Consider the following 24,839-nt stretch of genomic DNA (forward strand, 5'->3'; position numbering starts at 1 on the left):
TTGTTGATTGTCTTTACTTGTTAACGAGTTCTCTTACCTTCTCGATAAGTTCTTCCTCTGCACCCTCAGTGTAGCCGTTGTGCTTAGCTACGATGTTGCCCTCGCCGTCGCAAACGATTACGTAAGGAATGGTCTGGATGCCGAGTGCGCGCTTGAAGTCGCTGTTGGGGTCGAGGAGCACCTCATACTGCCAGCCGTGGTTGTCAACGAGGGGCTTCACCTTATTAATATTCTGTGCCTGGTCGATAGACACTGCGATGATCTTCACGCCGGTCTCCTTCTGCCAGTCCTCATACACCTCGCTGATGGCGGTGAGCTCGCGGTTGCAGGGCTTGCACCATGTAGCGAAGAAGTCGATGATGAACGGCTTACCGTCGTTGCGGAGTGTGTCTGTAGACACTGTCTTTCCGTCAATGCTCTTAAGGACTACCTTAGGAAGCTGTGCGCTTGCTGTGGTGAAAACTGCAAGCATCAAAAGAGTAGCAAGTATTAATTTCTTCATAGTTGTAAGTATTTTGTTGCAAAATTATATAAATATCTCATTGCTTGCACGATATTATGGTTAATTTTATCTAAAATGTATACACATCGCATTGATATACAGGAATGAATTTTCAAAATGCGCGATGTTTGCGAAAACAAATTGCTTTTTGATTTTTTTGACAGGAAGACAGGGAGGGTTGGACAGGAAGACAGGTTATTTAGACAGGAAGACATGAAGACATGATTTTTAGACAAGAAGACAGGAAGACAGGTTTTTTTAGACTGGAAGACAGGTTATTAGGGAATGGGACAAACATAGGAGGCTATGGCGTCTCGCCGTAGCCACGCACCCACGGACAGTTAATCAATAATATGCTGATTGGCGGTCTGCTATGGGAGGATGAAAGCAAATGAAGCATTAGCTGCAGGTTCCGCGGAGCGGGACCTATATCATGAAACCCACTGCAAGCTGCGAAGCAGCGCAGCTGTGGGGTACGTGCGATACCTCCACCTAAATATAGTTCCCCGAAGGGGGACTGACACATCCCGTATAATGTTGAGGATGATAGTCGGTCCCGCTTTGCGGAACCAAGAGAGGGTGAGGTGATGCTTGTCCCACAGCTGCGCTCCTTCGGAGCTTGCAGTGGGTTTCTGACGGATACGTGTCCCATCGGGACACGGCGCTGATTGATGCTATGGGAGGCTGCGGGGCTAACCGTTTGTGTTTTTCTTTGTTTTTTCCGTTTATGGGCGCGTGCTGTGCACAAATAAAAGGCTTTACATTAGGTTGTCGAGAACTGGTTCTCGTAAGACCTAATGTAAAGCCTTTTATTTAAATCCGATAGGATTTGCGCCCATAAACGGACTGTGGATAAAGGTTTTTGTCAAAGCCCTGCCTACCTATAATATAGCTTAGAAGTGATACTTCGTACCGATGCTCAGCCTTGCTTCGCCTTCCAGCGGATGGTGCTTCACCGGCTTGAACTCTACGTCCTTGCAGTAAATCACGGCTGACGGCTCTACGTAGACTTCCACTGCCTTGCTGACACGGAATCCGGCTTGGAGAGCCAGCTTGCCACCCATCGTCACCTTCATCTTCTTCTCCTCTCTGTTCACACCCACGAGGGAGAGGTCGGCGATGCCGGTGAGCTGGAAGAGGTCAGCGTCGGTCTGATCGCCCGTCATGGCAGCCTTCATATTCATCATATATCCGGCGCTGAGCGCTGTGATGTTCTGGTTGCCCTTGGTGTAGGCACGCTGTACGGTGGTGTTGGCTATGCTGGCGTGCACACCGCTCACTCCGTTAAGCCAGTGTCCGTAGCCCACCTCGCCTATGAAGGAGAGGCGGTTGCGGAAGGGATGCATCTCGCCGTAATTGCCGGTGTAGACACCGGTGCCGAAGGATGCCGATACGAAGTTGGCGCGTTCTGCCTTCTCCACCTTCTCGCCCTTGCCGTTTCCGTGCTGCATGCTATACTCTAAGCCCACCGAGAGCGACGGCATGAATCTGCCTACGCGTGCCGGGGTGAGACGCTTGGAGAGCTGGTATGACAGCTGCGGCTCAATGACGAAGTGTACGTCGTCCGCTATGCGCGTTGTCATCTGTCCGCCTACGTGAACGTCAGGTGAGAAATAGTTGGTCTTGCCGCCACTCTTGGCGTAGTCCAGACCGAGGCTGAAGCCAGCCACCGTCTTGAACGAGAGAGCGCGTGAGCGGTCGTAACCGCAGCTGAGCGCCGTCAGATCCGTCATCCAGTCGGCAAAGACCGCTGCCTGAGCGTAGTTATATCCCGTGGCTTTTCTGCCATGCACCATACCCTGGAAGCCCACTCGCCAGCCGAGAGCAGGGGCGTGCCACTGCGCGTAGCTGATACGTCCGATGGGCATAAGCGTGCCGCTCTTGTCCATGTTGTTGAGATAGTTGGCAAGTCCTCCTGTTACGGTGAGCGAACTGTGGCGGATGTCGTCCACGTCCTCTATCTCGTCCACGCGGCGATCGTTGTATGTATAGGTAAGACCGGCGAGGAACGACACGGGGATGTCATACTTGCGGAACGACCATGTGCGCGGAGCGTAGTCCTCGGTGTAGACATCGAAGCGCGGCTCAAAGGAGAGAGCCAGTCCGCGTGCCAGACGGATGTTAGCCTGCAGTCCGGCTCCCACGCCGAACGAGTCCTTCGGCTTGCGGAGGTCGTCGGACGAACGGTTGTAGCTGATGCCACCCACGAAGTCCACCCAGAACGGGCGCTGCTTCGGTCCGCCGAACACGTTGTTGAGGTTAGCCATATAGTCGAGCTGCAGTCCGAGCGCCTTGATGTGGTTCTTCGAGTCGTACTGATTGATGCTTGTGGCGTTGGCAGTGAGACGCAGAGCGTTATAGTCGTCAAACCACTTACCGATGCTTCCTGCCACTCTTCCTCCCAATCGTCCGTCCCACGTGGTGGGATGTTCGTTGGCAAGCATCGCAGGACCGCCCATCACGCTGAAGAACAGTCCGTCAGCGAAGGGATGGGCGACGCGTGGGGCGCTGAGACGCTGCTCGGGGAGACGATAGCCCATACCGAGGGTAACGCTTCCGAAGGGACGATAGCCGTGCCACGTGAAAGCCTGCGACACCTGGTCTTCCATCAGACCCACACGCGGCTCCAGATAAAGGTAAGCATAGCTGGCAAGCGCCAGCTGTCCGCGCATTCCGATGTGTACGCCCCATCCGTCCTGCTGATAGCCGTGGTTTCTGGACCAGGCGTGCTCAAAGCCGGCAATACCCATAAGTTCGAAGGTGTGCGGTGCATAATAAGTGCCCGGCGAGGCAATGGCTGTGATGTTGATGAGATAGTCGAGCGAGAGGTCGGCATACTTCACCTTCTTGCCATGCAGACGCCACATACCGGCGTCCACGTTGACGCGAAATCCGTGTTCGGGCGAAATCCAGTCGCCGATGCCCATCTCCGCCGTAGGACCGAGCTTGTATTTCTTCGTGCCCATGACATTAAGACCTGCTCCCATGTCGATGAAGAGATGGTCAAAGGGGCGCTTGTGCTTATATACCTTCATGACGCGCGGACGCTGGAGCATATAGTCGAGCGCGCTGCCCGGCACCTGAGCCTTGGCGAGTGAAGGGAATGCCACAGCCACAAGAGCGGCTGCCAGCTTGCTATATATATTATAATGTGTATTCATAATTGTCTGGTTACTTCTTGTACTTGTCCTTGTCGAGGAGGAGGTTGTTAACGTCACCGTCCACTTTTGCCACTTCCTCAAGTGACAGATCCAGCTCGAACGCCTTCATCAGTTCGTCATACGCACCCACTGCGTCGTCCTTTCTGTTAAGGCAGATGGCGCGGAGGTAATGAGTGAGTCCTTCGTCTTCCGGCAGCTTCTTAGCCAGAGCCATAGCCTCATCGTTGCGCTTCATGGCAAGGAGCAGACAGCATTCGTTGCGTTCTCCTGTGGCAGCCACCGTCTCGTAGTCGTCATAGCGTCCGTTGAGCACGTCGTTGACGGCGAGCAGGAGGCGGTTGTCCTCGCTCTTGTTGACGAAGGCAGCCACGGAGTCAGCCTTCGAGAAGTGTCCGGCGTTGAGCAGGGCGATGAGCTGGTTGGTGTTCACCTCCTGCGGAGCATCCTCGCCCACGAACTTCTCAAGGAGAGTCTCGTCAGACATGCCATGACCGAGCAGACTCACCTGCAGGTCGTTGGCGGCAGCGAGGAAAGAAGGATAGACCTCCAAGGCGCGGCGCTGATATTCCTCGCGGCGTGCCTGGTCAGGCTCGTTGGAGAACAGCTCATAAAACTCGAACTTCGAGAGCTGCTTGTAGTCCTTGTCGTAGAGCTGCTTTATCTCGTCGTGTGTGAGCGAGCGGAAGATAGAATAGTTGAGCGTATAGTCCACGCGGCGCAGCTGCGGCAGATACTTCGCCTCCAGCAGCGAGCGGAAGAACGGCAGACGACGGATGGCAACGCCCTGCGCGTCAATGTTCTTCGTGCGCTTAAGGATATTCTCCATCTGCTCTGTCTCCGCCTTGAGGCTGTCCGCCTTCATCAGGCTTACCACGGCAGACCACGGAGCCACCTTGGCGCTGCTCCTGAACGCAACTTCACGGCTGAGGTCGGAGGGGATGTGTGAGCGGATATATCTGGAGGCGAACGCCATACGCTTCTCCGCGAGGCGTAGGTTGGAGGCATACTTGCCGTCAGGCGACGACGTACCCTCAAGGGAGAGCGACTGTATGGAAGCGCCGTCCGAATGGGCGATGTCCTCTATCTGGCGGCGCAACTTGTCTATCTCAACTGCGTTCTGCGGGTCGGCAGAGTCAAAGGCAGCCTTGCCGATGGGGAAGCGCAGCTTCACCTCTCCGCGGCTGTCGCGCAACTGCTTCTCGGGCTTCGGCAAGAAGCGCGGGTCAGAGAGCTTCTGCGCAGCGAACGAATAGTCGAGCCAGCGGAGCGGATTGACGGTTCCGCGGGCGATGATGGTGGTGTCGCGATAGAGGATGTGCGTATAGTCCTCGATGGCCATATACACGTCGCACGAATATTCGTCCTTCACGTTGTCCACGTATACGGAGTCGTTATATCCGATGATGTCGTTGGTGCGTCCCTTCTCACGGAGGGAAGGGCTCTTAACGGTGACGTAGCTGGCAAGCGGGTCGCCGCTTACGGTGTCGTTCATATTGAAGTTGTAGAGTCGGTCCTGCGTGCGGTGGTATTCCTTGGCATCGTAAATCAGCGGGCGCATGAGCGACAGCTTGCCACGTGTGACGTTGTTGAGTATGGGCTGAACGACGAGGCGTGTGTCCTGACGGAACATCTCGCGCGGCACTCTCACACGTGTGGAGACATACAGATAGTTGCCCTTGATGTTGATGTCGGTCTGCTCCGGCATAATCTTGTCCGTGATGCGCTTAGTCTGGACAAGCACCTCGCCGAGCGCCACGTCGCTCTCCTCGAGTCTGACGTTCAGATTGGTCTGTCCGTTCTTCAGCTTCACGTTTCTCGGATTGAAGCCCACCATGCTGAATCGCAGCGTGGTGCCGTTGAATGCGTTGAATGCAAACTTGCCGTCCAGGTCGGTCACGGCGTATGCGTGCTTGGATGATGCGTCGGTGATGTTGACGCCGGAGAGCGGCTCGTTGTCGCCCTTGGCTATCACCTGACCGGTGACGCGCACCACGTTCTGTGCGCTCACGCCCGAAGCCAGCATCACGAACGCCAGCATAAAGGCGAGAGCCAGCCGGCGTGTATGAGTGGAAATGTATTTTGGTATCATGGAAGTAAAAATATAAAATCTCACTATTTAATAATGTATATGAAGCTAAGTCCGGCTTTCATCGGGAGGAACTGCCACTTGTTATAGTTGGGACGCTCCGGCTCGGTCTCAGTCTGCGTGTCATATTTCTTCTCCCTGCGATATCCGTATCCGGCACCGATGCTTGCCTCAAGGCTCCAGTGGCGGCTGAGCGGGAAGCTGTAGCCATACGTCAGACCCGCACCAAAGGCGTCGCCGATGTGACGTTCGTGGTCAAGACAAATATTGTAGTTGGTGGCAAGCCCCATGATGCCGAGGTAATGGCGGGCTTGCGGACGTGCGCTGAACCAATAGCGCACCTCAGGTGTAAGAATCTCGGCGCGGGTGTCAAGCTTATCTTTCCATTTAAGTCGGTGGAAAGTGGCGTCGAGATCGAATGTGATGTGGCGGTTTACCCTCAGCTCCAGTCCGAGGTTGGGGCTTGCCGCAGCCCAGTAGAGGGCATTGGTCTTCAGAGCAACTCGCTGCGAAAAGACCGTCAGGCTGCTTAACAGTAAAAGACCGACGCAAATGCTGCGTCTCATGCAGTTAAGCAATTGTTTAATTATGAAATTCATACTCTCTTTGTGTTATTTTTTTATCTTCGTAAAAAGCACGCTTCCGAGCAGCGATAATCGAATATGGCACAAAGTTACGTTTTTTTTCAAAAGTGAACAAATTTATATCATTAATGTGTTATTTCACATATCGAATTTTGATATATGAAGATTATTGTATACTTTTGCGGTCATAAATAATCAACATCAAAACACAAGAAGAATATGACAAAGAAGATTCTTTCCACATTGGCTCTCTCTCTCGCCATGCTTACAGCAAGCGCACAGAGCCAGCCCAACCGTCTCATTGTACACCAGAAGTCTGGTGGTTTCACAAGTTACCGCATCGGCAGTGTCGACTCATTGTCGTTCTACAACATCGAAGGTGAAGTTCGCGCTGACGTAAAGATCAACGACTATAAGACAGGCGACACAGGTGACACGCTGTGGGTGGCTGTAACAAAGACTCCCGCTTGCAGCAGCTATCGCATCGACGTACTGCCCTCAGTACGCGCCAACGCATACAACGACGAAGTCATCGCAAGCTACTTCAACCAGCAGAAGGGTTCGACAGCTTTCTATGACGACTTCACTAACGCACAGCTCACTGGCTTCTCCACAAGAATGGAGCCGGGCACGAAGTATACTGTCTTTACTCTCGGCTATGACCAATTAGGCACTCCCTGCGAGGTTTCGAGAGCAGAGATAGAGACTCCGCTTGCCGACGTGCTGGGCGACCCGAAGGTTGACTGCACCGTGGCAAACGCCGACTTCAAGGCGCTGACCTTCTCATTCGTGCCTAACGAGGACGTAAGCTGCTACTACATCACCATCTTCCCCGAGGGTGAGGGCGAGGCACAGTTCAACCAGTGGGGTCCGATGTTCGGCTTCGCCAACATGAGCCAGATGATACAGCAGTTCAGCGGACAAGCTTTCAAGGGCAAGCAGGAACACACCATCAACGGTCTGAACCCCGGCACCGACTATGAGCTTTACATCCTGCCGCTCGACCTCAACGGCAACTACGCTCCGCTGCAGAAGACATTGTGCAAGACCAAGGTAATGGGTGGCGAAGGCAAGTCTGTAATGACCATCACCGTCGGCGAGTTTACTGACTACGGAGAGAACGGTTGCGCACAGACCGTCACCTACACTCCGAACGACCAGACCAACCTCCACCGCGACATGGTAGTGGACAAGGCTAAGTTTGAGGACAAGAACGGCACATGGAAGGGTGACGAGAGCAAGATAGTAGAGTATCTCCAGGCTCCGAACCCGATGGATCCGAACTGGGACCAGTACGGTGAGGACGTTGCCACATGGGGCGTGGATGCCAACACCACATACATCGCCTACTCTATCGGTCAGAACGCCAAGGGCGAGTGGGGTGAGTTGGCAAAGAAGGAGTTCACCACTCCGGCTGCCGGCGCATCTGCTCCTGCATACGCTCCCGCAACAAGCACCGTCATGAAGCGCATCGCTTCTGCCAAGGCACAGAAGCCGGGCATGGCTCCTGCCAAGACTTTCATCCAGCTGCAGGAGAAGTAAGGGCTTTGACAAAAACCTGACTCCACAGTCCGTTTATGGGCGCAAAGCCTAACGGCTTTAAATAAAAGGCTTTACATTAGGTCTTACGAGAACCAGTTCTCGACCGACCTAACGTAAAGCCTTTTATTTGTGCACAGCACGCACCCATAATCGGAAAACATATAAAAACACAAACTGGAATTTATCGGTGAGACAACTCACTCCAACAAACAACAAATATATCATTACGCTCAGACGCGGAAACAACGAATTCAAACTAATTTACGAATTATTGTATGAGTAATAGAATATAGCAAAAATTTGTAAATTCGTTTTAATTCGTTGTTGCGCCGTCTAAGGCAATATGTTAGTCCCCCTTCGGGGAACTATATGGGGTGGAACTATCGCACGTACCCACAGCGGCGCTGCTTCGCAGCTTGCAGTGGGTTTCATAATATAGGTCCCGCTCCGCGGAACCAGCAGCTTATACTCAATCTGCTGTCGTCCGTGGGTGCGTGGCTACGGCCATGCAAATATCGTACAAAGAGTAAAAACATGTTACAAAATAAAAATTGATTATAGAGATTTAGATGGCTGTTTTTACGGTGTTTTGCTGTGCAAACGGCACCCATGCTTAACAATAGTGCCTCTTTTACACCCCAATAGTGCCACTATTAGACAGTAAAAGTGGCACTATTGCATGATAAAAGTGCCACTATTGGAGTGTAAAAGTGGCGCTATTGCAGCAAAAAACGGCTCGTTTGTGAGTCAGATTTCATAACGCTTCGTAAGAAAACCTCATAACATATTGTGTATAAGTACATTGGCTCCAAACGCTCAAAACTCAAGAATTTCGCACCAAAGATTTTGTTGTGCGCTCAGCTGGCAGTATTGAGCGTTAGGAATGCAAATATTGTGTCGGACGGCAAGGCGTCCGAATTAGGAGTTCTTGCTTAGGCAAGCGGCAGAGCCGAGCAGTGAATTTTGAATTAGGAATTATTCTCGGCTTCGCCTGCGATTTTGAATTATTCAGTTGTGAATTACAGCAGACAAGGCAAACTTAGGAGGCTATGGCGTCTCGCCGTAGCCACGCAGCCTCCTATAGCAGAACATCAATCAGAGCCGTGTAATACGTAACTTCGTACTGCGCCGTGTCCCGAGGGGACACGTATTCATCAGAAACCCACTGCAAGCTCCGAAGGAGCGCAGCTGTGGGATAAACAATCCTCCCCACCCTAACTTGGTTCCGCGAAGCGGGACCGACTATCATCCTCAACATCATACGGGATATGTCAGTCCCCCTTCGGGGAACTATATGGGGTGGAACTATCGCACGTACCCACAGCGGCGCTGCTTCGCAGCTTGCAGTGGGTTTCATGATATAGGTCCCGCTCCGCGGAACCCGCAGCTTATTGTAATTCACAAGCAGACGAGGCAAACATAGGAGGCTATGGCGGCTGGCGGTTGCCAGCCGCTATTTATCCTCTTACATAATGCGGCATGTCGGCTGGCGTCACCATTGAAATCTCAACGATACCCGCAACCTTTCCGTTCTTCTTCCATGCCGTCTGGTATATAACCTTGTGCACGCCCTGCTTCTCGATGGTGTAGCTGTTGCTGCCACCCGTTTCAAGCAGGTGGCGGATTATTTCGCGCGAACGCTCCGAGTGGCATCCCATGAGATTCTTGCCGATGAGGTCGCCCTCCTTCTTGTATGTCTCGCGCGACTTGTCGTTCATGTAGATGATAACGCCCTCAGCGTCGCAGACTGTCACGGCGCAATTCATTTCCTTAGCCCATTCGTAGTTTTCCATTGTAACGTTAGTTTTTAGATGAATACCTTACTGAACTTATGAAAGTTCAATACCTATTATATGCGCAAAGATAAAGATAATATTCCGTGCTGCAAGCAATTTCCACCCTGTTCGTTATCATTTTGTTATTCTGCCCCACTTTTATGTCTTGTTTAAGGCAGAAAAGAGGAATGGCAATATGACAGCAAAGATGATTGATGTATGTCAATTTATTACATTTATTGAAAAAAAAGTGCTGAAAAACTTGTGTCCTCGCACACAAATTATTAACTTTGCATCGTGTTCGAGAGAATGCAATGTTTTTTCATTAGGTTAGTAGTTTGATAGATTTTAAGGTAAAGATTATGTTATTAGATTTTGAAGCTATTGCAATTTTGCCGGAATCAAGTTGTTGATTCGAAATGGTAGCATTAGTTAAAATCAAACATTCTTAACATTATTCTTTGAGAGGCCGGTGCGAGTGATTCGTGTCGTCCTTTTTTTTGTACCTACCCGAACCGTCCCGCAAACGATACTAACCGAGACGCCATAGCGTTTTTTCGCTTCCCACCCTTGCCGCTTTCAACATAAAAGCCTTAACTTTGCAAAACGAAAAACATCAAGGGGTAAAAAGATTATGGATTTCAATTTCATCGGGACCATTTGGTCTCTTCTTCCTCCCGTCGTGGCCATTGGGCTGGCTCTGAAGACCAAGGAGGTGTATTCATCGTTGTTCATAGGCATCGTGCTCGGCGCTATACTATATAGCATGTCAATGGGTACTGGTCTTGAAGGATTCCTGACCCATCTGCTCAACGACACCGTCGGAACGGGGACTGACGCCAAGCATTATGGCCTTATCTCATGTCTGTCCGACCCTTGGAACGTGGGCATCATCGTGTTCCTCGTCGTTCTGGGTTCTATCGTGTCGCTAATGAACAAGGCTGGCGGATCAGCAGCCTTCGGACGCTGGGCTTCCAAGCACATCAAGACAAAGATAGGAGCACAGATTGCAACCATCATTCTCGGTCTGCTCATCTTCATCGACGACTATTTCAACTGCCTCACCGTAGGTTCGGTGATGCGTCCGATAACCGTGCGCCATGGCGTGACAAAAGAAAAACTGGCTTACCTTATCGACTCCACCGCAGCTCCGGTCTGCATCATATCGCCCATATCGAGCTGGGCGGCAGCCGTGTCGGGATTCGTGTCGGGCGGCGAGAATGGTCTGGCGTTGTTCTGCCAGGCTATACCGTTCAATTTCTACGCATTCTTCACAATCATCTTCATATTCATGATTGTGTTGTCCGGATTCGACTTCAAGGCAATGAGCAAGTACGACGCACGTCTGCAGGAATGGTACGAGCGCACTGGCGGTCAGGTGGACGAGGTGATTGACACCAAGCTGCAAATCGTAGAACATGGCGTCGGTGCAAAGCAAGCCAGCAATAAGCCGGCATCGACAAACGGTTCGGTTGCCGACCTTGTAGTGCCTATTCTTATGCTCATCGTGTTCTGCATGGCTGGCATGGTTTACTCGGGAGGCTATTTCGACGCAACAAGCACTTGCTACCACAACTTCGTGGATGCGTTCGCAGCAAGCAACGCTTCTGTCGGACTGGTTATCGGATCGCTTGCAGCGTTGATTCTCACCATAGCGATGTTCGTAGCACGCCACACACTGAAGTTCGACAATGCCATGAGCTGTCTTATCAAAGGTTTCGAAGCAATGGTTCCTGCCATACTGATTCTCACCCTTGCATGGACACTGAAGAGTATGACCGACTCTCTTGGCGCTGCCGAATACGTATCGGGCGTTGTGGCAAGCACTGCCTCTGGACTGCAGATGCTGCTGCCGGCAATCATATTCATCGTTGCAGCATTGCTCGCCTTTGCCACCGGCACCTCTTGGGGAACGTTCGGTATACTCATCCCTATCTGCATCGCCGTATTCCCTGCTGCCGCACCGCTCCGCATCATCTCCATCTCAGCCTGCATGGCAGGTGCAGTCTGCGGCGACCATGTGTCTCCGATTTCCGACACCACCATCATGGCATCGGCAGGCGCCGAATGCAAGCACGTTCACCACGTGTCTTCGCAGTTGCCATACGCCCTGACAGTAGCCGCAGTGTCGTTCCTGACATTCGTCGTAGCCGGTTTCACACAGCAACTCGGCATCATAGCCTGTGCTGCCATTTCCTGGGTTTCAGGCATAGCAATGCTTTTCTCAGCATTATGGGGGCTGAGAAGAATCAGTAGATAAAAAGTATCTTTAGACAAGAAGACATAATTTATCCTATCAATTTAATTAGGAGAGGATCGCCTTGCGTTTTTGTTAAGTATAACTAATAAAACAGTGCTTTGGCGTGTTTTTGTTTGGTATACTTAATAAAATCGGTATATTTGCATAAAGTTTTAAGTATAACTAATAAAAAACTGCCTTATGATAAAGCTTATTAACCGTCAAGACTATACGGAACAGATAACCCCGTTCATAGACAAGAACATAATAAAGGTGCTGACAGGTCAACGACGTGTCGGAAAGAGTTGCATACTTAGGCAGATACAAGAGCACATAGAGCATACACATAGCAAATGCAATACTATATGTATAAACAAAGAATTGGAGGAATTTGCCTTTATACGTACTAATGAGGAACTTACCGCTTATGTGACGGAACACCTGAAAGAGGGCTGTGCCAACTATCTTTTCATTGATGAGGTGCAGGACATAAATGGATTTGAGCACACGCTGCGCAGCCTTCAAGCCCAGGACGCTTGCGACATTTTCATTACAGGTAGCAATGCCACAATGTTGTCGAGCGAGCTCTCAACGTATCTTTCCGGCAGATACATCGAATTTCATATACACAGCCTTTCATATAAGGAGTTTATGGAGTTTAACCGTCTGACACCTTCCACACAGACCCTGCGCGACTTTCTTACTTTCGGCGGACTGCCTTATCTGAGCAACCTGCCATTGCAGCGCGACATCGTATTTGAATATCTGCGCAATGTCTACTCCACCATTATGCTCAAGGATGTGGTAAGGCGTGAGAACATACGCAATGTGGACTTTCTGGAAACACTCGCATTATATACAGCTGACAACGTGGGCAATCTTTTCTCAGCCAACAATATCAGCCGTTATCTCAAGTCGCAGCGCGTGAACATCTCTCCGCTGCAAGTGATAAATTACCTCAGATCACTGCAGAATGCGTATCTTATCAATAAGGTACGCCGAATAGATGTGAACGGGCTGAAGACATTTGAGATTGGTGACAAGTATTATTTCGAAGATCTCGGTCTGCGCAACTGTCATTTCGGATTCAACATGCAGAGTGACATTCATAAACTAATGGAGAATGCCATCTACCTGCATCTTGCCAATAAACAATACGAGGTGTTCACCGGGCAGCTGGCAGGTGGACGTGAAGTGGACTTCGTTGCTCGCAAGAACGATGAAGTGGTATACATCCAATCATCATATCTGATGAATGATGAAGCCACACGTCAGCGCGAATTCGGCAACCTGCAGAGTATAGCCGACAACTATCCGAAATATGTGGTTAGTCTTGACGAATGGACAAGCGGAAGCAATGTTGACGGGATAAAGCACATTCATCTCGGAGAGTTCCTGCAAATGTAACTAAAGATTTTAATAAAAGGCTTTACATTAGGTCTTACGAGAACCAGTTCTCGACAACCTAACGTAAAGCCTTTTATTTGTGCTCAGCACGCGCCCATAAGCGGAAAAAACAAAAAAAACACAAACTGCGTATCTACGGCGAGACGCCATAGCCTCATAGGTTTGCCTTGTCTGCTGTAATTCAAAACTCGAGCCTGAACGCCTGATGTCGGCATTTGCGGTCTTCGCAGTAACTGACGTGCAGCCAGCGGGTGCCCGACTTGCGGTTGCGCTCGAAGATTAGTTGGTCGAAGGGTAGGTTGGCTTGGATGTATGCGAACATCCTTTCGCCTACTTCGTTGGAGGGAATGAAGAGGTCGGCAGCCTCGCCGCGTACGTGCTGCGAGGTGGGGACGCCACCCACGAGGGCGTTCACCTTTGGCGAGCGATAGCCGCTCGTGATGAGAATCCTGCCAAAACGGCGGCGCAGAGGTTCCAGCACGTTGTCGCACAACGCCTTCAGACGGCGCTCCATGTCAGCGTCGGGAAGGTTTGGCAGATTGTGTCGTACGGCTGCTGCCGACATTACGAACTCGCGCAAAGAGAAATGTGCGCTGAGACGACGGTTAGGAACCGAGTCGTAATAAGTGGCTGCCACCGCAGTGGCAGCCTGATGTGTGTTTTTCATGGTTGTGTGTTTTAAGTGTTAACTGTAAAAGAATCAAGTATATATTAATCTGTATCGTATTATTATAATGTATATTCTTAATAGTTCTTGTGCCTTCTCTTAGGTTTCGACGGCAAAATTAGGAAGACTTATAGAAGCAACATTTCAAATAGAATCTTTCTTTGTTAAACAATGTTTATTCCGCACAAAACACTTGACATCGCTTCCGCTGGTTACTACCTTTGCAACCGTAATCAGAACCCAACCACTCTGAAGCGCTTCAAAATAAAAGAAAGAGTAATTTGTCAGACTGATCACAACCATGAAAAACATTAACAAATCTAATTACTAATTTTTAAAAAAGAAAGGAAAAACACATTATGGCACTTAACTACAAGATTTACCAGAGCAACGCTAACAACTCCACTAAGGGCAAGTTCTACGCTCGTGCTTCACACAAGGAAACCGTTGGTATCAAGGAGCTTGCTGCTGTCATGCAGGACAACTGCACCGTCAAGCACTCCGACATCGTAGCCGTACTCTCTGAGCTTTCAGAGGTGATGAAGCAGGAGCTCCAGCGTGGCAACCGCGTACGCATCGACGGACTCGGCATCTTCAAGGTGAACATCCGCAGCAAGGGAGCCAAGACCGCCCAGGAATTCAGCGCCGCCGAGAACATCCTCGGCACCCGCATCAACTTCCGCCCCGAGTCGTTTGTCAATACCAACGGCAGTCACATCACCAACATGCTCTCAGGTCTGAAGGTGAAGGAGGACGGAACCTATGAAAGCCCGCGTACTAAGGATAAGAACACTGAGAACGTATAACCAAACACACAAGACTAAGACTAACACACAAAAACGATAACATAATACGATAAGATGAGCAAAATGACAAAGATAAACTGGAGTACTATACTGAAGATCATCGTAGCCGTAGCCTCAGCCATCCTTGGCACACTCGGTGTGCAGGGCATGGTGGGATGAGCGCCGATGATGGAACAACGACAATAGACACTTAAGGAGGTCAGCCGAGCTGTTTTTGCCGCCCGTTGTTCGGGAGCAAGACAAAAAACAGCTTGGCTGACCTCTTTTTTTGACGAAAAAGATATATATTTGCAGAGCACTATCGCAAAAACAACCTTATATATACTTCACACACATTACAAACATATATGACAAGAAAAGCCATAAGGCGCATCGTATGCCTGATAATAATGCTCACGCTGTCAGTCAGCGCAGGAGCCGTCCTGAAAGAGAAGAACCTGAAGTCGACACTGTCCGTACTGTGCGCCGAACTGGAAACGGCATTTAACGAACAGCGTCAGAACATGGCGCGTTATAACATCTACAACCAGGCGCAGCACAAGCAGATGATTTCGCTTATGCAGCGCAGTGATCAGGTGGCGCTCATGCTCTACTCGCAGAAGCAGGACTTCACCTTTGACATGACATACGCCTGTCATGAAGCTACGGAGATGTACCGTGAGTTTACGCAGCGTAGCGTGCCGTACAACACTATTATGACACGTATGTCGTCGGAGATAAAGCGCTACGACTACCTGATAGAGACGCTGCAGAACATCCCGCCCTCGCTCGGACGCAAACCTGCCAAGGACGGCAAGGACGCTCCGAAGCAGCAGAAATACGTGACCGGCAAGGACGGCAAGCAGATGCCACTGCCGTTTATGCTCGACAAGGTGGGACAGGCCAATCGCAACGCCTGCCTTATATACGCCAAAACGCTCCGTGGCAATCTCGTCAAGATGCGGGCTTCCGTGGAGAAGGACTCGCAGCACTACAAGCGCATGGCAGAAAAGCTGAAGAAGGTGAACGACTATGCCCTGCTGCGATATAACGACATACAGCACAACATATTCGTGAACGGCGACCAGAACTATCTGGAGATCATCACCTCCATGCCGACGGCGTATCACAACGCCAAGGCGGACGTCAACGAGAAGTATAACACGGAGAAGGTGCGTACAGCCAACGGCGAGCGTCAGGTCTACTCGCAGTGGCGCGGTCCCATCGTGATGGGTCTGAGCATCTTCGTCATCATCTACGTGCTTTTGGCAGCCTTGCTCAGCAACGTGTTCGTGAGATGGCTGGTGCCGAAGCGTTTCCGCACCGAGAACTTCATGAAGAAGAAGGTGTGCCTGATACTGTTTGTGGCAATGTTTATCTTCGCCGTGTCGGTGATGATAGCCCGCATGTTCATGTATCACAACTTCTTCCTCATGGCGTCGAAGCTGCTCATCGAGTATGCCTGGCTGCTGTGTGCCATCTTCTTCTCCCTGCTTGTCCGTCTGCCGGGAGACCAGATAAAGAGCGGATTCAGGATTTACACGCCCATAATGCTGATGTCGTTCATCGTCATCACATTCCGCATAATCTTCATCCCCAACAATCTCGTAAGCCTTATCTTCCCGCCCATCCTGCTGGTGTTCACGCTATGGCAATGGAACGTCATCACAAGGCATAACGACAACATCCCCAAATCGGACATCTTCTATACGTGGGTGTCGCTTGTCATCATGGCTTTCTCAACAGCCTCTGCGCTGTACGGCTACGTGCTGCTCTCAGTGCAGCTGCTTATATGGTGGATGTTCCAGCTGAGCTGCATACAGACCATCACCTGCGTGTACGACTTCCTTGACGCCTACGAGCGCCGCTGGCTGTCGAAGAAGATACATACGGAGAAGGAGACGGCGAAAGTGAAGCGCGGTGCGCTGATGAGCATCATTACCAAGAACCACGAGAAGCACATCAACGTGACGTGGTTCTACGACTTCGTCTGCATGGCACTCCTGCCCGTGCTCAGCGTATTCTCCATCCTTGTGTCGATATGGTGGGCGGCAGACGTCTTCGACCTTACCGAGACGGTATGGAAAGTATTCATGTTCAACTTCCTGAACATACCGGGCGTGGTGCAGCTCTCTATTGGCAAGCTCGTGATGGTGGCGTCACAGTTCTTCGTGTTCCGCTATCTCAACTACCTCATCAAGGCACTCTATCATAAGTATCACAAGTCGAGAGTGGTGGTGAACGGCAAGCCAAACTTCACCCTTGCCAACAACGTCATAGCCATCTGCTGCTGGGGCATGTACGCCATCATCTCCGTGAAGATGCTCAAGATACCGTCAACGGCAGTGTCCGTTATATCGGCTGGTCTTGCCACCGGTGTGGGTTTCGCCATGAAGGACCTCCTCGAGAACTTCTTCTACGGCATCTCCCTTATGACGGGACGTGTGCGTGTGGGCGACTACATCGAGTGTGACGGCATACGCGGAAAGGTGGACAGCATCACGTATCAGAGCACGCAGGTGCTGACAGCGGACGGCTGCGTCATAGCCTTTCTCAACAGTTCGCTCTTCAGCAAGAACTTCAAGAACATCACCCGCAACCACTCGTACGAGATGGTGAAGATTCCGGTGGGCATCGCCTACGGCTCTAATGTGGACGAAGTGAGGAAGATGCTCATCAAGGCGGTTATGGATCTGGAGGAGAAGAGTGCCGACGGACGTGACATCATCGACCTGGACAAGCCCGTCAGCGTAGTGTTTGACGATTTCGGCGACAACTCCGTGAACCTCTTCGTCACCTACTGGGTGCTCGTGGAGGAGAAGTTCGGCAAGACAGGCCAGATAAAGGAAGCGATATACAATACCCTAAACGCCCACAACATCGAAATACCGTTCCCGCAAAGAGATATACATATTATAGAAAGTAAATAAAAAGAGAGACCGTCTGTCGGAATCTCAGATATTTATTTTACTTTTGCAGAATGTCCGTAACTAATATTAATAAGGCTGATATGAACCAACAACCTAACGACAAACAAACCATCTGCATTGTCATTCCCTGCTACAACGAGGAGGAAGTCCTGCCGTGGGCTATGGGGAAACTGCAGACCATGATAGGCAAGATGAAGGCTGAGACCGGCATCAAGGGACGTCTGCTGCTTGTGGATGACGGTAGCCGCGACCGTACATGGGAGCTTATAGAAGGCTTCGCAGCGGAGCACAGCAATGTGGCAGGCGTAAAGCTGTCGCACAATGAGGGCCATCAGAACGCTCTCTGGGCAGGCATGCAGGAAAGTCTCGGCATGTGCGACGCCATTGTCTCCATCGACGCCGACCTCCAGGACGACGAAATGGCTATCATTGATATGGCACGCCAGTTTGCCGAGGGCAAGGACATTGTCTATGGTGTGCGCAAGCAGCGCAAGACCGACACATGGTTCAAGAGATTCACAGCGCAGGCTTTCTACCGTCTTATGCAGACAGCCGACAAGGAGATAATATACAACCATGCCGACTTCCGTCTTATGAGTGAGCGTGCCGTGAGAGCCTTGATGGAATATCCTGAGCGCAATATGTTTCTGCGCGGTATGGTAAGACAGCTCGGATTCAGCGAAGGCTACGTCTATTATGACCGTACGGCACGCACGGCAGGCGAGTCGAAATACCCGCTCAGCAAAATGCTTGCCTTCTCCATTGACGGCATCACGTCGTTCTCTACGGCACCACTGAAATTCATAACATTCGCCGGCCTTACGATGACGCTGATATCCATGCTTATCATCATCTACGGACTGTACGAGCACTTCATCGGCAAGACCATAGAAGGATGGACATCACTGATGGTTTCGATGTGGTTTATAGGCGGCGTGATAACCACAGGAGTGGGCATCACAGGCACGTATATCGGCAAGATTTACAACGAAGTAAAGCGTCGTCCGCGTTACTTTGTAGACAAAAAAGTGGGCATAAAAGGCGGAAATTGAGCCAAAAACTTGCACACATATAGGGTGTTTGTGCACACAAAGTGGCTTTTTGGCTTAAAATATTTGTCTATATAAATAAAAATTTGTTCCTTTGCACCGGTTTTGAAACAAGAAATTAATATTATAAACACTTTAAAACATTAAAATTATGTCAGAAATCGAATCAAAAGTAAAGGCCATCATCGTAGACAAGCTCGGTGTTGACGAGGCAGACGTTAAGCCCGAAGCAAGCTTCACAAACGACCTTGGCGCAGACTCTCTCGATACTGTAGAGCTCATCATGGAGTTCGAGAAGGAGTTCGGCATCTCTATCCCCGACGACAAGGCTGAGAAGATCGGCACTGTAGGCGACGCTATTGCTTACATCGAGGAGAACGCAAAATAAATAAGGTTTATGGTTTATAGTTTATGGTGCACAAATATGGCAAGCAAGTTATAATTATATAACTCCTACTTGTGCCATAAACCATAAACCATTTTAACCATGAACTGATTTTTTATTAAATGGAATTAAAAAGAGTAGTAGTTACAGGCCTCGGAGCCGTTACCCCATTGGGCAACAACACAGAGGACACCTGGAACAACCTTGTTGCGGGCGTAAGCGGCGCAGCACCCATCACATTATTCGACGCATCACAGTTTAAGACTCAGTTCGCTTGCGAGGTGAAGAACCTTAAGGTCAATGACTATATCGACCGTAAGGAGGCACGCAAGATGGACCGCTATGCACAGCTCGCCATTATCTCGGCTATGCAGGCCATTCAGGATTCAGGCATGAATCTCGAGGAGATCGACAAGAACCGTGTAGGCGTCATCTACGGCGTAGGCATCGGTGGTATCAAGACTTTCGAGGAAGAAGTGGGCTACTGGGCACAGCACCAGGAGAACGGTCCTAAGTTTAATCCCTTCTTCATCCCGAAGATGATTGCGGATATCGCATCAGGCCATATCTCAATCATGTACGGATTCCATGGTCCTAACTACACCACAACATCAGCTTGCGCGTCTTCAACAAACGCCCTGGCTGACGCATTCAACCTCATACGTCTCGGCAAGGCAAACGTCATCGTAAGTGGCGGTGCAGAGGCTGCCATCACAGCAAGCGGCGTAGGCGGTTTCAACGCCATGCACGCTCTCTCTACACGCAATGACGATCCTGAGCACGCCTCACGTCCGTTCAGCGCAAGCCGCGACGGATTTATCATGGGCGAGGGCTCTGGCTGCCTCATCCTTGAGGAACTTGAGCACGCAAAGGCTCGCGGTGCCAAGATTTACGCCGAGATGGTCGGCGCTGGCATGTCTGCCGACGCTCACCACATCACTGCTTCACACCCGGAGGGACTCGGAGCATGTCTCGTAATGGAGAACGCACTCGAGGACGCTGGCATGAAGCCGGAAGACATTGACTATATCAACGTACACGGCACATCCACACACGTGGGCGACATCTCAGAGGCTAAGGCCATCAAGAAGGTGTTCGGCGACGCTGCATACAAGCTCAATATCAGCTCTACAAAATCAATGACAGGTCACCTTCTCGGTGCTGCCGGAGCTGTGGAGGCTCTCGCCTCTGTACTTGCAGTGAAGAACGACATCGTGCCCCCGACCATCAACCACGAGGACGACGACCGCGATCCGGAGATCGACTACGACCTCAACTACACCTTCAACAAGGCGCAGAAGCGTGAGGTGCGTGCAGCTCTGAGCAACACGTTCGGTTTCGGAGGACACAATGCTTGTGTAATCTTCAAGAAATATGCTGAGTAACATCATAGACAGAATAAGGCTCCCTTTCCGTAAGGACAAGGAGCTTTATTTGTCTTTACGCCAAATTATCGGCTTTTATCCTCACGACATAAGCTACTACAAGCTGGCGCTCATGCACAAGAGCATGTATAAGCGCAATGCTAAGGGAAAGCCAGTGAACAACGAAAGGTTGGAATTTCTTGGCGACGCCATTCTGGACGCCACGGTGGGCGACATCGTCTATCGTCACTTCCCCGGCAAGCGCGAGGGATTTCTCACCAACACACGCTCAAAGCTCGTACAGCGCGAGACGCTTAACCGCCTCGCTCAGGAACTGGGCATCAACCAGCTGATACTGTCAAGCGGACGTTCACAGTCGCACAATTCATACATGGGTGGCAACGCCTTCGAGGCGCTTGTAGGTGCCATTTACCTCGACCGTGGCTACGACGCATGCATGCAGTTCATGCGCAATCGCATTCTGGCACAAATGATTAACATCGATAAGGTTGCTTACAAGGAAGTGAACTTCAAGAGCAAGCTCATCGAATGGAGCCAGAAAAACCGTGTGCGCATTGACTTCAAGGTTCTCTCGCAGGAGAAGGACAAGACGGGATCGCCCGTCTTCAGCTATCAGGTAATGCTGGAAGGTGTGGAAGGATGCTCCGGAAAGGGATACAGCAAGAAGGAGAGCCAGCAGCTCGCCTCGAAGCTAACCCTTGAGAAGCTTCGCAAGGAGCCACAGTTCATCGACCAAGTGTTCGCCGCCAAGACAGAGCGGACGAAGATGGAGGAGGAACCCGTGGAGAACGTACCGAGCACGGAGGAGAACAACGACTTCATCATAGCCAATCCTGAGACAGAAGCCAATGCTGAGACTGCCGTACAGGCCTTGGAACGACAGAAGAGCAAGCGCGACAGACGCGCTCCGATGTACAGACAGACTGAAAAAGCACAGCCCGTGGCAGACAAAGAGGAAACCGATGCAGAAGAGTTCGACCTCAGCGACATATCCGCCAAGGAGAAGAGCCGCGAGGACATCATCGCTGCCGCAGAGGCAGCCGCTTTCGCTGAATAAGAAATAGCAGAACAGCCGTTTCGCTGAATAAGGAGAAAGAACATACATAACCCGTCGGGCATAGCCGGGAAAAGGCTGCTCCATAGGGGGATGACAAGACAAGTGCGTCGCTGACCAGTAACAAAATGGTCAGCGACGTAGTTTTTATATAGGTGCGTCACTGCTAATAAGTTAGGTGATTCACACTTTTTTTCAACTTATTGCTACATCTTATAAAGTAAAAATCGTAACTTTGCATAAATGTGCGGTTATATCCCCGAAATTATTAAGAATAACAAAAACATATAACGAAATAACGACAATGGAATACAATTTCAGAGAAATCGAAAAGAGATGGCAGAGCCAGTGGGTGAAGGACAATACCTATCACGTCACTGAGGACACCTCAAAGGAGAAATTCTACGTTCTCAACATGTTCCCTTATCCCTCAGGAGCAGGACTGCACGTGGGACATCCTCTCGGCTACATTGCCTCTGACATATATGCACGCTACAAGCGCCTTAAGGGATTTAACGTCCTTAATCCGATGGGATATGACGCTTACGGACTGCCCGCAGAGCAGTATGCCATCCAGACCGGACAGCACCCGGAGGTAACCACCGTGGCCAACATTGCACGCTATCGTCAGCAGCTCGACAACATCGGCTTCTCTTTCGACTGGGACCGCGAGATACGCACCTGCGACCCTAAGTATTACCATTGGACACAGTGGGCGTTCGAGAAGATGTTCGGATCGTTCTTCTGCAAGAAATGCCAGAAGGCACAGCCCATCGAGAAACTCATCGAGCACTTCGAGGAGAAGGGTTCGGAAGGAACCGAGAACATTGCTCAGAACGAGCAGCTGGAGTTCACCGCTGAAGAGTGGAAGGCTTATGACGACGTTAAGAAGCAGCAGGTATTGATGAACTACCGCATAGCTTATCTCGGCGAGACAATGGTGAACTGGTGTGCCGGTCTGGGCACAGTGCTTGCCAACGACGAGGTGGTAAACGGAGTCAGCGAGCGTGGCGGCTTCCCCGTTGTGCAGAAGAAGATGCAGCAGTGGTGTCTGCGTACATCCGCTTACTCACAGCGTCTGCTTGACGGACTGGAGACAGTAGACTGGAGTGATTCCATCAAGGAGACACAGCGCAACTGGATCGGTCGTTCGGAAGGAACTGAGATGCAGTTCAAGGTGGCAGGTCAGGACTTCGACTTCACCATCTTCACCACACGTGCCGACACTATCTTCGGCGTTACCTTCATGGTATTGGCACCGGAGAGCGAACTTGTGGAGAAGCTCACCACACCGGAGCAGAAGGCTGCTGTGGACGAATATCTCGCTTACGTGAAGAAGCGCACCGAGCTGGACCGTATGGCTAACCACTCAGTAACTGGCGTATTCTCAGGATCGTATGCCGTCAATCCGTTCACGGGCGAGAACATCCCCGTATGGATTTCGGAATACGTACTTGCCGGATATGGTACTGGTGCCATCATGGCTGTACCTGCACACGACTCACGTGACTATGCTTTTGCAAAGCACTTCAATCTTCCCATCATACCTCTTATCGAGGGCGCTGACGTCAGCGAGGAGAGCTTCGATGCCAAGGAAGGCATCGTTACCAACTCGCCTGCTGAGGGCAAGCAGACTCTCGACGGCTTCTCACTCAACGGACTGTCTGTGAAGGAAGCCATCGCTGCTACAAAGAAGTTCGTTACGGAGAAGGGTATGGGACGAGTAAAGGTGAACTATCGTCTGCGTGACGCCATCTTCTCTCGCCAGCGCTACTGGGGCGAACCGTTCCCCGTATACTATAAGGACGGCATGCCGCAGATGATTCCGGAGGAGTGTCTGCCGCTCGAACTGCCTGAAATCGAGACCTATAAGCCTACAGAGACAGGCGAACCGCCATTGGGACGCGCCAAGAAATGGGCTTGGGACGTAGAGAAGAAGGAAGTGGTGGACAAGAGTCTGGTGGACAACAAGACAGTGTTCCCGCTCGAGCTGAACACCATGCCGGGCTTTGCAGGTTCGTCTGCTTACTATCTCCGCTATATGGACCCGAAGGACGACAAGAGCCTCGTAAGCAAGAAAGCTGACGAGTACTGGAAGAACGTCGACCTCTATGTCGGCGGCTGCGAGCACGCCACCGGTCACCTTATCTATTCACGTTTCTGGAACAAGTTCCTCTTCGACCTTGGCGTAAGCTGCAAGGAAGAGCCGTTCCAGAAGCTTGTCAACCAGGGTATGATTCAGGGCCGCTCTAACTTCGTATATCGTATCAACTCTGACGACCACTCAAAGGCTCCCGTCTTTGTAAGTGCAGGTCTGAAGAAGGACTATGACGTTACTCCTATCCACGTAGACGTGAACATCGTTTCTGCTGACGTTCTCGACATCGACGCTTTCAAGGCATGGCGTCCAGAATATCAGAACGCTGAGTTTATCCTTGAGGACGGCAAGTATGTCTGCGGTTGGGCAGTAGAGAAGATGTCGAAGTCGATGTTCAACGTTGTCAACCCTGACATGATTGTTGAGAAGTATGGTGCTGATACACTCCGCCTTTACGAGATGTTCCTCGGTCCGGTGGAGGCAAGCAAGCCTTGGGATACCAACGGCATCGACGGATGCTTCCGCTTCCTCAAGAAGTTCTGGAACCTCTTCTATGAGAACCGTACCGACACATTCCTGCCCTGCGACGAGAAGCCATCGGCAGAAAGCCTCAAGAGTCTGCACAAGCTCATCAAGAAAGTAACTGAGGACATCGAGAAGTTCTCTTACAATACCAGCATCTCGGCGTTTATGATTGCCGTAGGCGAACTGCAGCAGCAGAAGTGTCGCTCCAAGGAAGTGCTTGAGCAGCTTGTTGTGCTCATCGCTCCGTTCGCTCCGCACATTGCAGAGGAACTGTGGCACACACTCGGTCATACCACCACTGTCTGTGACGCCGCATGGCCCGCTTTCGACGAGAAGTATCTCGTGGAGAGTGAGATGCAGCTTACGATTTCCTTCAACGGTAAGGCACGCTTCCAGAAGAAGTTCCCTGCCGACGCCACCAACGACGCCATCCAGACTGCAGTGCTCGAGGACGAGCAGAGCCAGAAATACATCGGCGACAAGAAGGTTGTGAAGGTAATCGTCGTACCTAAGAAGATTGTGAATGTCGTAGTGAAGTAATACGGCGACATCCCGAGAGAACATATAAAAATACCACAATAAAGGAAGTCGCCGCTTGCGCACGCCAGAGAACGGCGCGGGCGAGACGACGACTTCTTTTGCTTAGAAACATAAAAAAATAACGC

General features: G+C 50.9%; 17 protein-coding genes. 11 read left to right on the top strand and 6 right to left on the bottom strand.

Going from position 1 to position 24,839, the window contains the following annotated elements; genetic code table 11:
- Positions 1-13: 13 nt before the first annotated feature.
- From CHL74_RS00270 to CHL74_RS00285, 4 genes are all read right to left on the bottom strand, one after another.
- Positions 14-502, bottom strand: coding sequence for a TlpA family protein disulfide reductase (locus tag CHL74_RS00270; protein ID WP_094879123.1), 489 nt, complete (start codon positions 500-502; stop codon positions 14-16).
- Between the two features lie 893 nt (positions 503-1,395).
- Positions 1,396-3,663: a hypothetical protein gene (locus CHL74_RS00275; RefSeq protein ID WP_094879124.1), complete on the bottom strand. Its 2,268-nt coding sequence runs from the start codon at positions 3,661-3,663 to the stop codon at positions 1,396-1,398.
- Positions 3,664-3,673: 10 nt separating this feature from the next.
- Positions 3,674-5,752 carry a carboxypeptidase-like regulatory domain-containing protein gene (locus CHL74_RS00280; RefSeq protein WP_094879125.1) on the bottom strand — a complete coding sequence of 693 codons (2,079 nt, stop codon included), beginning with the start codon at positions 5,750-5,752 and terminating at the stop codon, positions 3,674-3,676.
- 23 nt (positions 5,753-5,775) lie between these two features.
- Positions 5,776-6,315, bottom strand: coding sequence for a DUF3575 domain-containing protein (locus CHL74_RS00285; protein ID WP_176452131.1), 540 nt, complete (start codon positions 6,313-6,315; stop codon positions 5,776-5,778).
- Between the two features lie 237 nt (positions 6,316-6,552).
- Here CHL74_RS00285 and CHL74_RS00290 point away from each other — a divergent pair, with 237 nt between their 5' ends.
- Positions 6,553-7,875, top strand: a complete 1,323-nt coding sequence (locus tag CHL74_RS00290; RefSeq protein WP_094879127.1) for a hypothetical protein — start codon at positions 6,553-6,555, stop codon at positions 7,873-7,875.
- Positions 7,876-9,332: 1,457 nt separating this feature from the next.
- Here CHL74_RS00290 and CHL74_RS00295 read toward each other — a convergent pair.
- A complete protein-coding gene (locus tag CHL74_RS00295) occupies positions 9,333-9,668 on the bottom strand; it encodes a PAS sensor protein (protein WP_094879128.1) in 336 nt (111 codons plus the stop codon).
- A gap of 616 nt (positions 9,669-10,284) precedes the next feature.
- Here CHL74_RS00295 and CHL74_RS00300 point away from each other — a divergent pair.
- Positions 10,285-11,910 carry a Na+/H+ antiporter NhaC family protein gene (locus tag CHL74_RS00300; protein ID WP_094879129.1) on the top strand — a complete coding sequence of 542 codons (1,626 nt, stop codon included), beginning with the start codon at positions 10,285-10,287 and terminating at the stop codon, positions 11,908-11,910.
- Between the two features lie 180 nt (positions 11,911-12,090).
- Positions 12,091-13,296 (top strand): ATP-binding protein, encoded by a 1,206-nt coding sequence (locus tag CHL74_RS00305; protein ID WP_094879130.1) that lies wholly within the window; start codon positions 12,091-12,093, stop codon positions 13,294-13,296.
- A 181-nt stretch (positions 13,297-13,477) separates the two neighbouring features.
- Here the strand turns inward: CHL74_RS00305 and CHL74_RS00310 are convergent, their stop codons facing one another.
- Complete coding sequence (locus CHL74_RS00310; protein WP_094879131.1) at positions 13,478-13,963, bottom strand: D-Ala-D-Ala carboxypeptidase family metallohydrolase; 486 nt, start codon at positions 13,961-13,963, stop codon at positions 13,478-13,480.
- Between the two features lie 359 nt (positions 13,964-14,322).
- On the opposite strand from CHL74_RS00310, the gene CHL74_RS00315 reads away from it, so the two are divergent.
- The 8 genes from CHL74_RS00315 to leuS all read left to right on the top strand — a co-directional run bounded on the left by CHL74_RS00315 (position 14,323) and on the right by leuS (position 24,714).
- Positions 14,323-14,769 carry an HU family DNA-binding protein gene (locus tag CHL74_RS00315; protein ID WP_094879132.1) on the top strand — a complete coding sequence of 149 codons (447 nt, stop codon included), beginning with the start codon at positions 14,323-14,325 and terminating at the stop codon, positions 14,767-14,769.
- 63 nt (positions 14,770-14,832) lie between these two features.
- Positions 14,833-14,928: a smalltalk protein gene (locus CHL74_RS15640; RefSeq protein ID WP_176452132.1), complete on the top strand. Its 96-nt coding sequence runs from the start codon at positions 14,833-14,835 to the stop codon at positions 14,926-14,928.
- A gap of 188 nt (positions 14,929-15,116) precedes the next feature.
- Positions 15,117-17,678: a mechanosensitive ion channel family protein gene (locus CHL74_RS00320; protein WP_094879133.1), complete on the top strand. Its 2,562-nt coding sequence runs from the start codon at positions 15,117-15,119 to the stop codon at positions 17,676-17,678.
- An 80-nt stretch (positions 17,679-17,758) separates the two neighbouring features.
- A complete protein-coding gene (locus tag CHL74_RS00325; RefSeq protein ID WP_094879134.1) occupies positions 17,759-18,730 on the top strand; it encodes a glycosyltransferase family 2 protein in 972 nt (323 codons plus the stop codon).
- A gap of 148 nt (positions 18,731-18,878) precedes the next feature.
- Positions 18,879-19,115, top strand: coding sequence for an acyl carrier protein (locus CHL74_RS00330; RefSeq protein WP_094879135.1), 237 nt, complete (start codon positions 18,879-18,881; stop codon positions 19,113-19,115).
- A 119-nt stretch (positions 19,116-19,234) separates the two neighbouring features.
- On the top strand, positions 19,235-20,497 hold the full coding sequence (fabF, locus tag CHL74_RS00335) for a beta-ketoacyl-ACP synthase II (RefSeq protein ID WP_094879136.1): 1,263 nt from the start codon (positions 19,235-19,237) through the stop codon (positions 20,495-20,497).
- Positions 20,487-21,554 carry a ribonuclease III gene (gene rnc / locus CHL74_RS00340; RefSeq protein ID WP_094879137.1) on the top strand — a complete coding sequence of 356 codons (1,068 nt, stop codon included), beginning with the start codon at positions 20,487-20,489 and terminating at the stop codon, positions 21,552-21,554. The genes fabF and rnc overlap by 11 nt, the downstream gene beginning before the upstream one ends.
- Positions 21,555-21,855: 301 nt before the next feature.
- On the top strand, positions 21,856-24,714 hold the full coding sequence (gene leuS / locus CHL74_RS00345) for a leucine--tRNA ligase (protein WP_094879138.1): 2,859 nt from the start codon (positions 21,856-21,858) through the stop codon (positions 24,712-24,714).
- Positions 24,715-24,839: the final 125 nt, after the last annotated feature.

Origin of the sequence: Prevotella sp. 885, assembly GCF_002265625.1 — a bacterium.
Classification (GTDB): Bacteria; Bacteroidota; Bacteroidia; order Bacteroidales; family Bacteroidaceae; genus Prevotella.

What these genes read in the sequence shown, in the direction of transcription:
- CHL74_RS00280 (WP_094879125.1), bottom strand. Translation starts at nt 5,752, where the DNA reads ATGATACCAAAATACATTTCCACTCATACACGCCGGCTGGCTCTCGCC.
- CHL74_RS00310 (WP_094879131.1), bottom strand. Translation starts at nt 13,963, where the DNA reads ATGAAAAACACACATCAGGCTGCCACTGCGGTGGCAGCCACTTATTAC.
- CHL74_RS00275 (WP_094879124.1), bottom strand. Translation starts at nt 3,663, where the DNA reads ATGAATACACATTATAATATATATAGCAAGCTGGCAGCCGCTCTTGTG.
- CHL74_RS00290 (WP_094879127.1), top strand. Translation starts at nt 6,553, where the DNA reads ATGACAAAGAAGATTCTTTCCACATTGGCTCTCTCTCTCGCCATGCTT.
- fabF (WP_094879136.1), top strand. Translation starts at nt 19,235, where the DNA reads ATGGAATTAAAAAGAGTAGTAGTTACAGGCCTCGGAGCCGTTACCCCA.
- CHL74_RS00285 (WP_176452131.1), bottom strand. Translation starts at nt 6,315, where the DNA reads ATGAGACGCAGCATTTGCGTCGGTCTTTTACTGTTAAGCAGCCTGACG.
- CHL74_RS00295 (WP_094879128.1), bottom strand. Translation starts at nt 9,668, where the DNA reads ATGGAAAACTACGAATGGGCTAAGGAAATGAATTGCGCCGTGACAGTC.
- CHL74_RS00305 (WP_094879130.1), top strand. Translation starts at nt 12,091, where the DNA reads ATGATAAAGCTTATTAACCGTCAAGACTATACGGAACAGATAACCCCG.
- leuS (WP_094879138.1), top strand. Translation starts at nt 21,856, where the DNA reads ATGGAATACAATTTCAGAGAAATCGAAAAGAGATGGCAGAGCCAGTGG.
- CHL74_RS00325 (WP_094879134.1), top strand. Translation starts at nt 17,759, where the DNA reads ATGAACCAACAACCTAACGACAAACAAACCATCTGCATTGTCATTCCC.
- CHL74_RS00270 (WP_094879123.1), bottom strand. Translation starts at nt 502, where the DNA reads ATGAAGAAATTAATACTTGCTACTCTTTTGATGCTTGCAGTTTTCACC.
- CHL74_RS15640 (WP_176452132.1), top strand. Translation starts at nt 14,833, where the DNA reads ATGACAAAGATAAACTGGAGTACTATACTGAAGATCATCGTAGCCGTA.
- CHL74_RS00300 (WP_094879129.1), top strand. Translation starts at nt 10,285, where the DNA reads ATGGATTTCAATTTCATCGGGACCATTTGGTCTCTTCTTCCTCCCGTC.
- CHL74_RS00315 (WP_094879132.1), top strand. Translation starts at nt 14,323, where the DNA reads ATGGCACTTAACTACAAGATTTACCAGAGCAACGCTAACAACTCCACT.
- CHL74_RS00330 (WP_094879135.1), top strand. Translation starts at nt 18,879, where the DNA reads ATGTCAGAAATCGAATCAAAAGTAAAGGCCATCATCGTAGACAAGCTC.
- rnc (WP_094879137.1), top strand. Translation starts at nt 20,487, where the DNA reads ATGCTGAGTAACATCATAGACAGAATAAGGCTCCCTTTCCGTAAGGAC.
- CHL74_RS00320 (WP_094879133.1), top strand. Translation starts at nt 15,117, where the DNA reads ATGACAAGAAAAGCCATAAGGCGCATCGTATGCCTGATAATAATGCTC.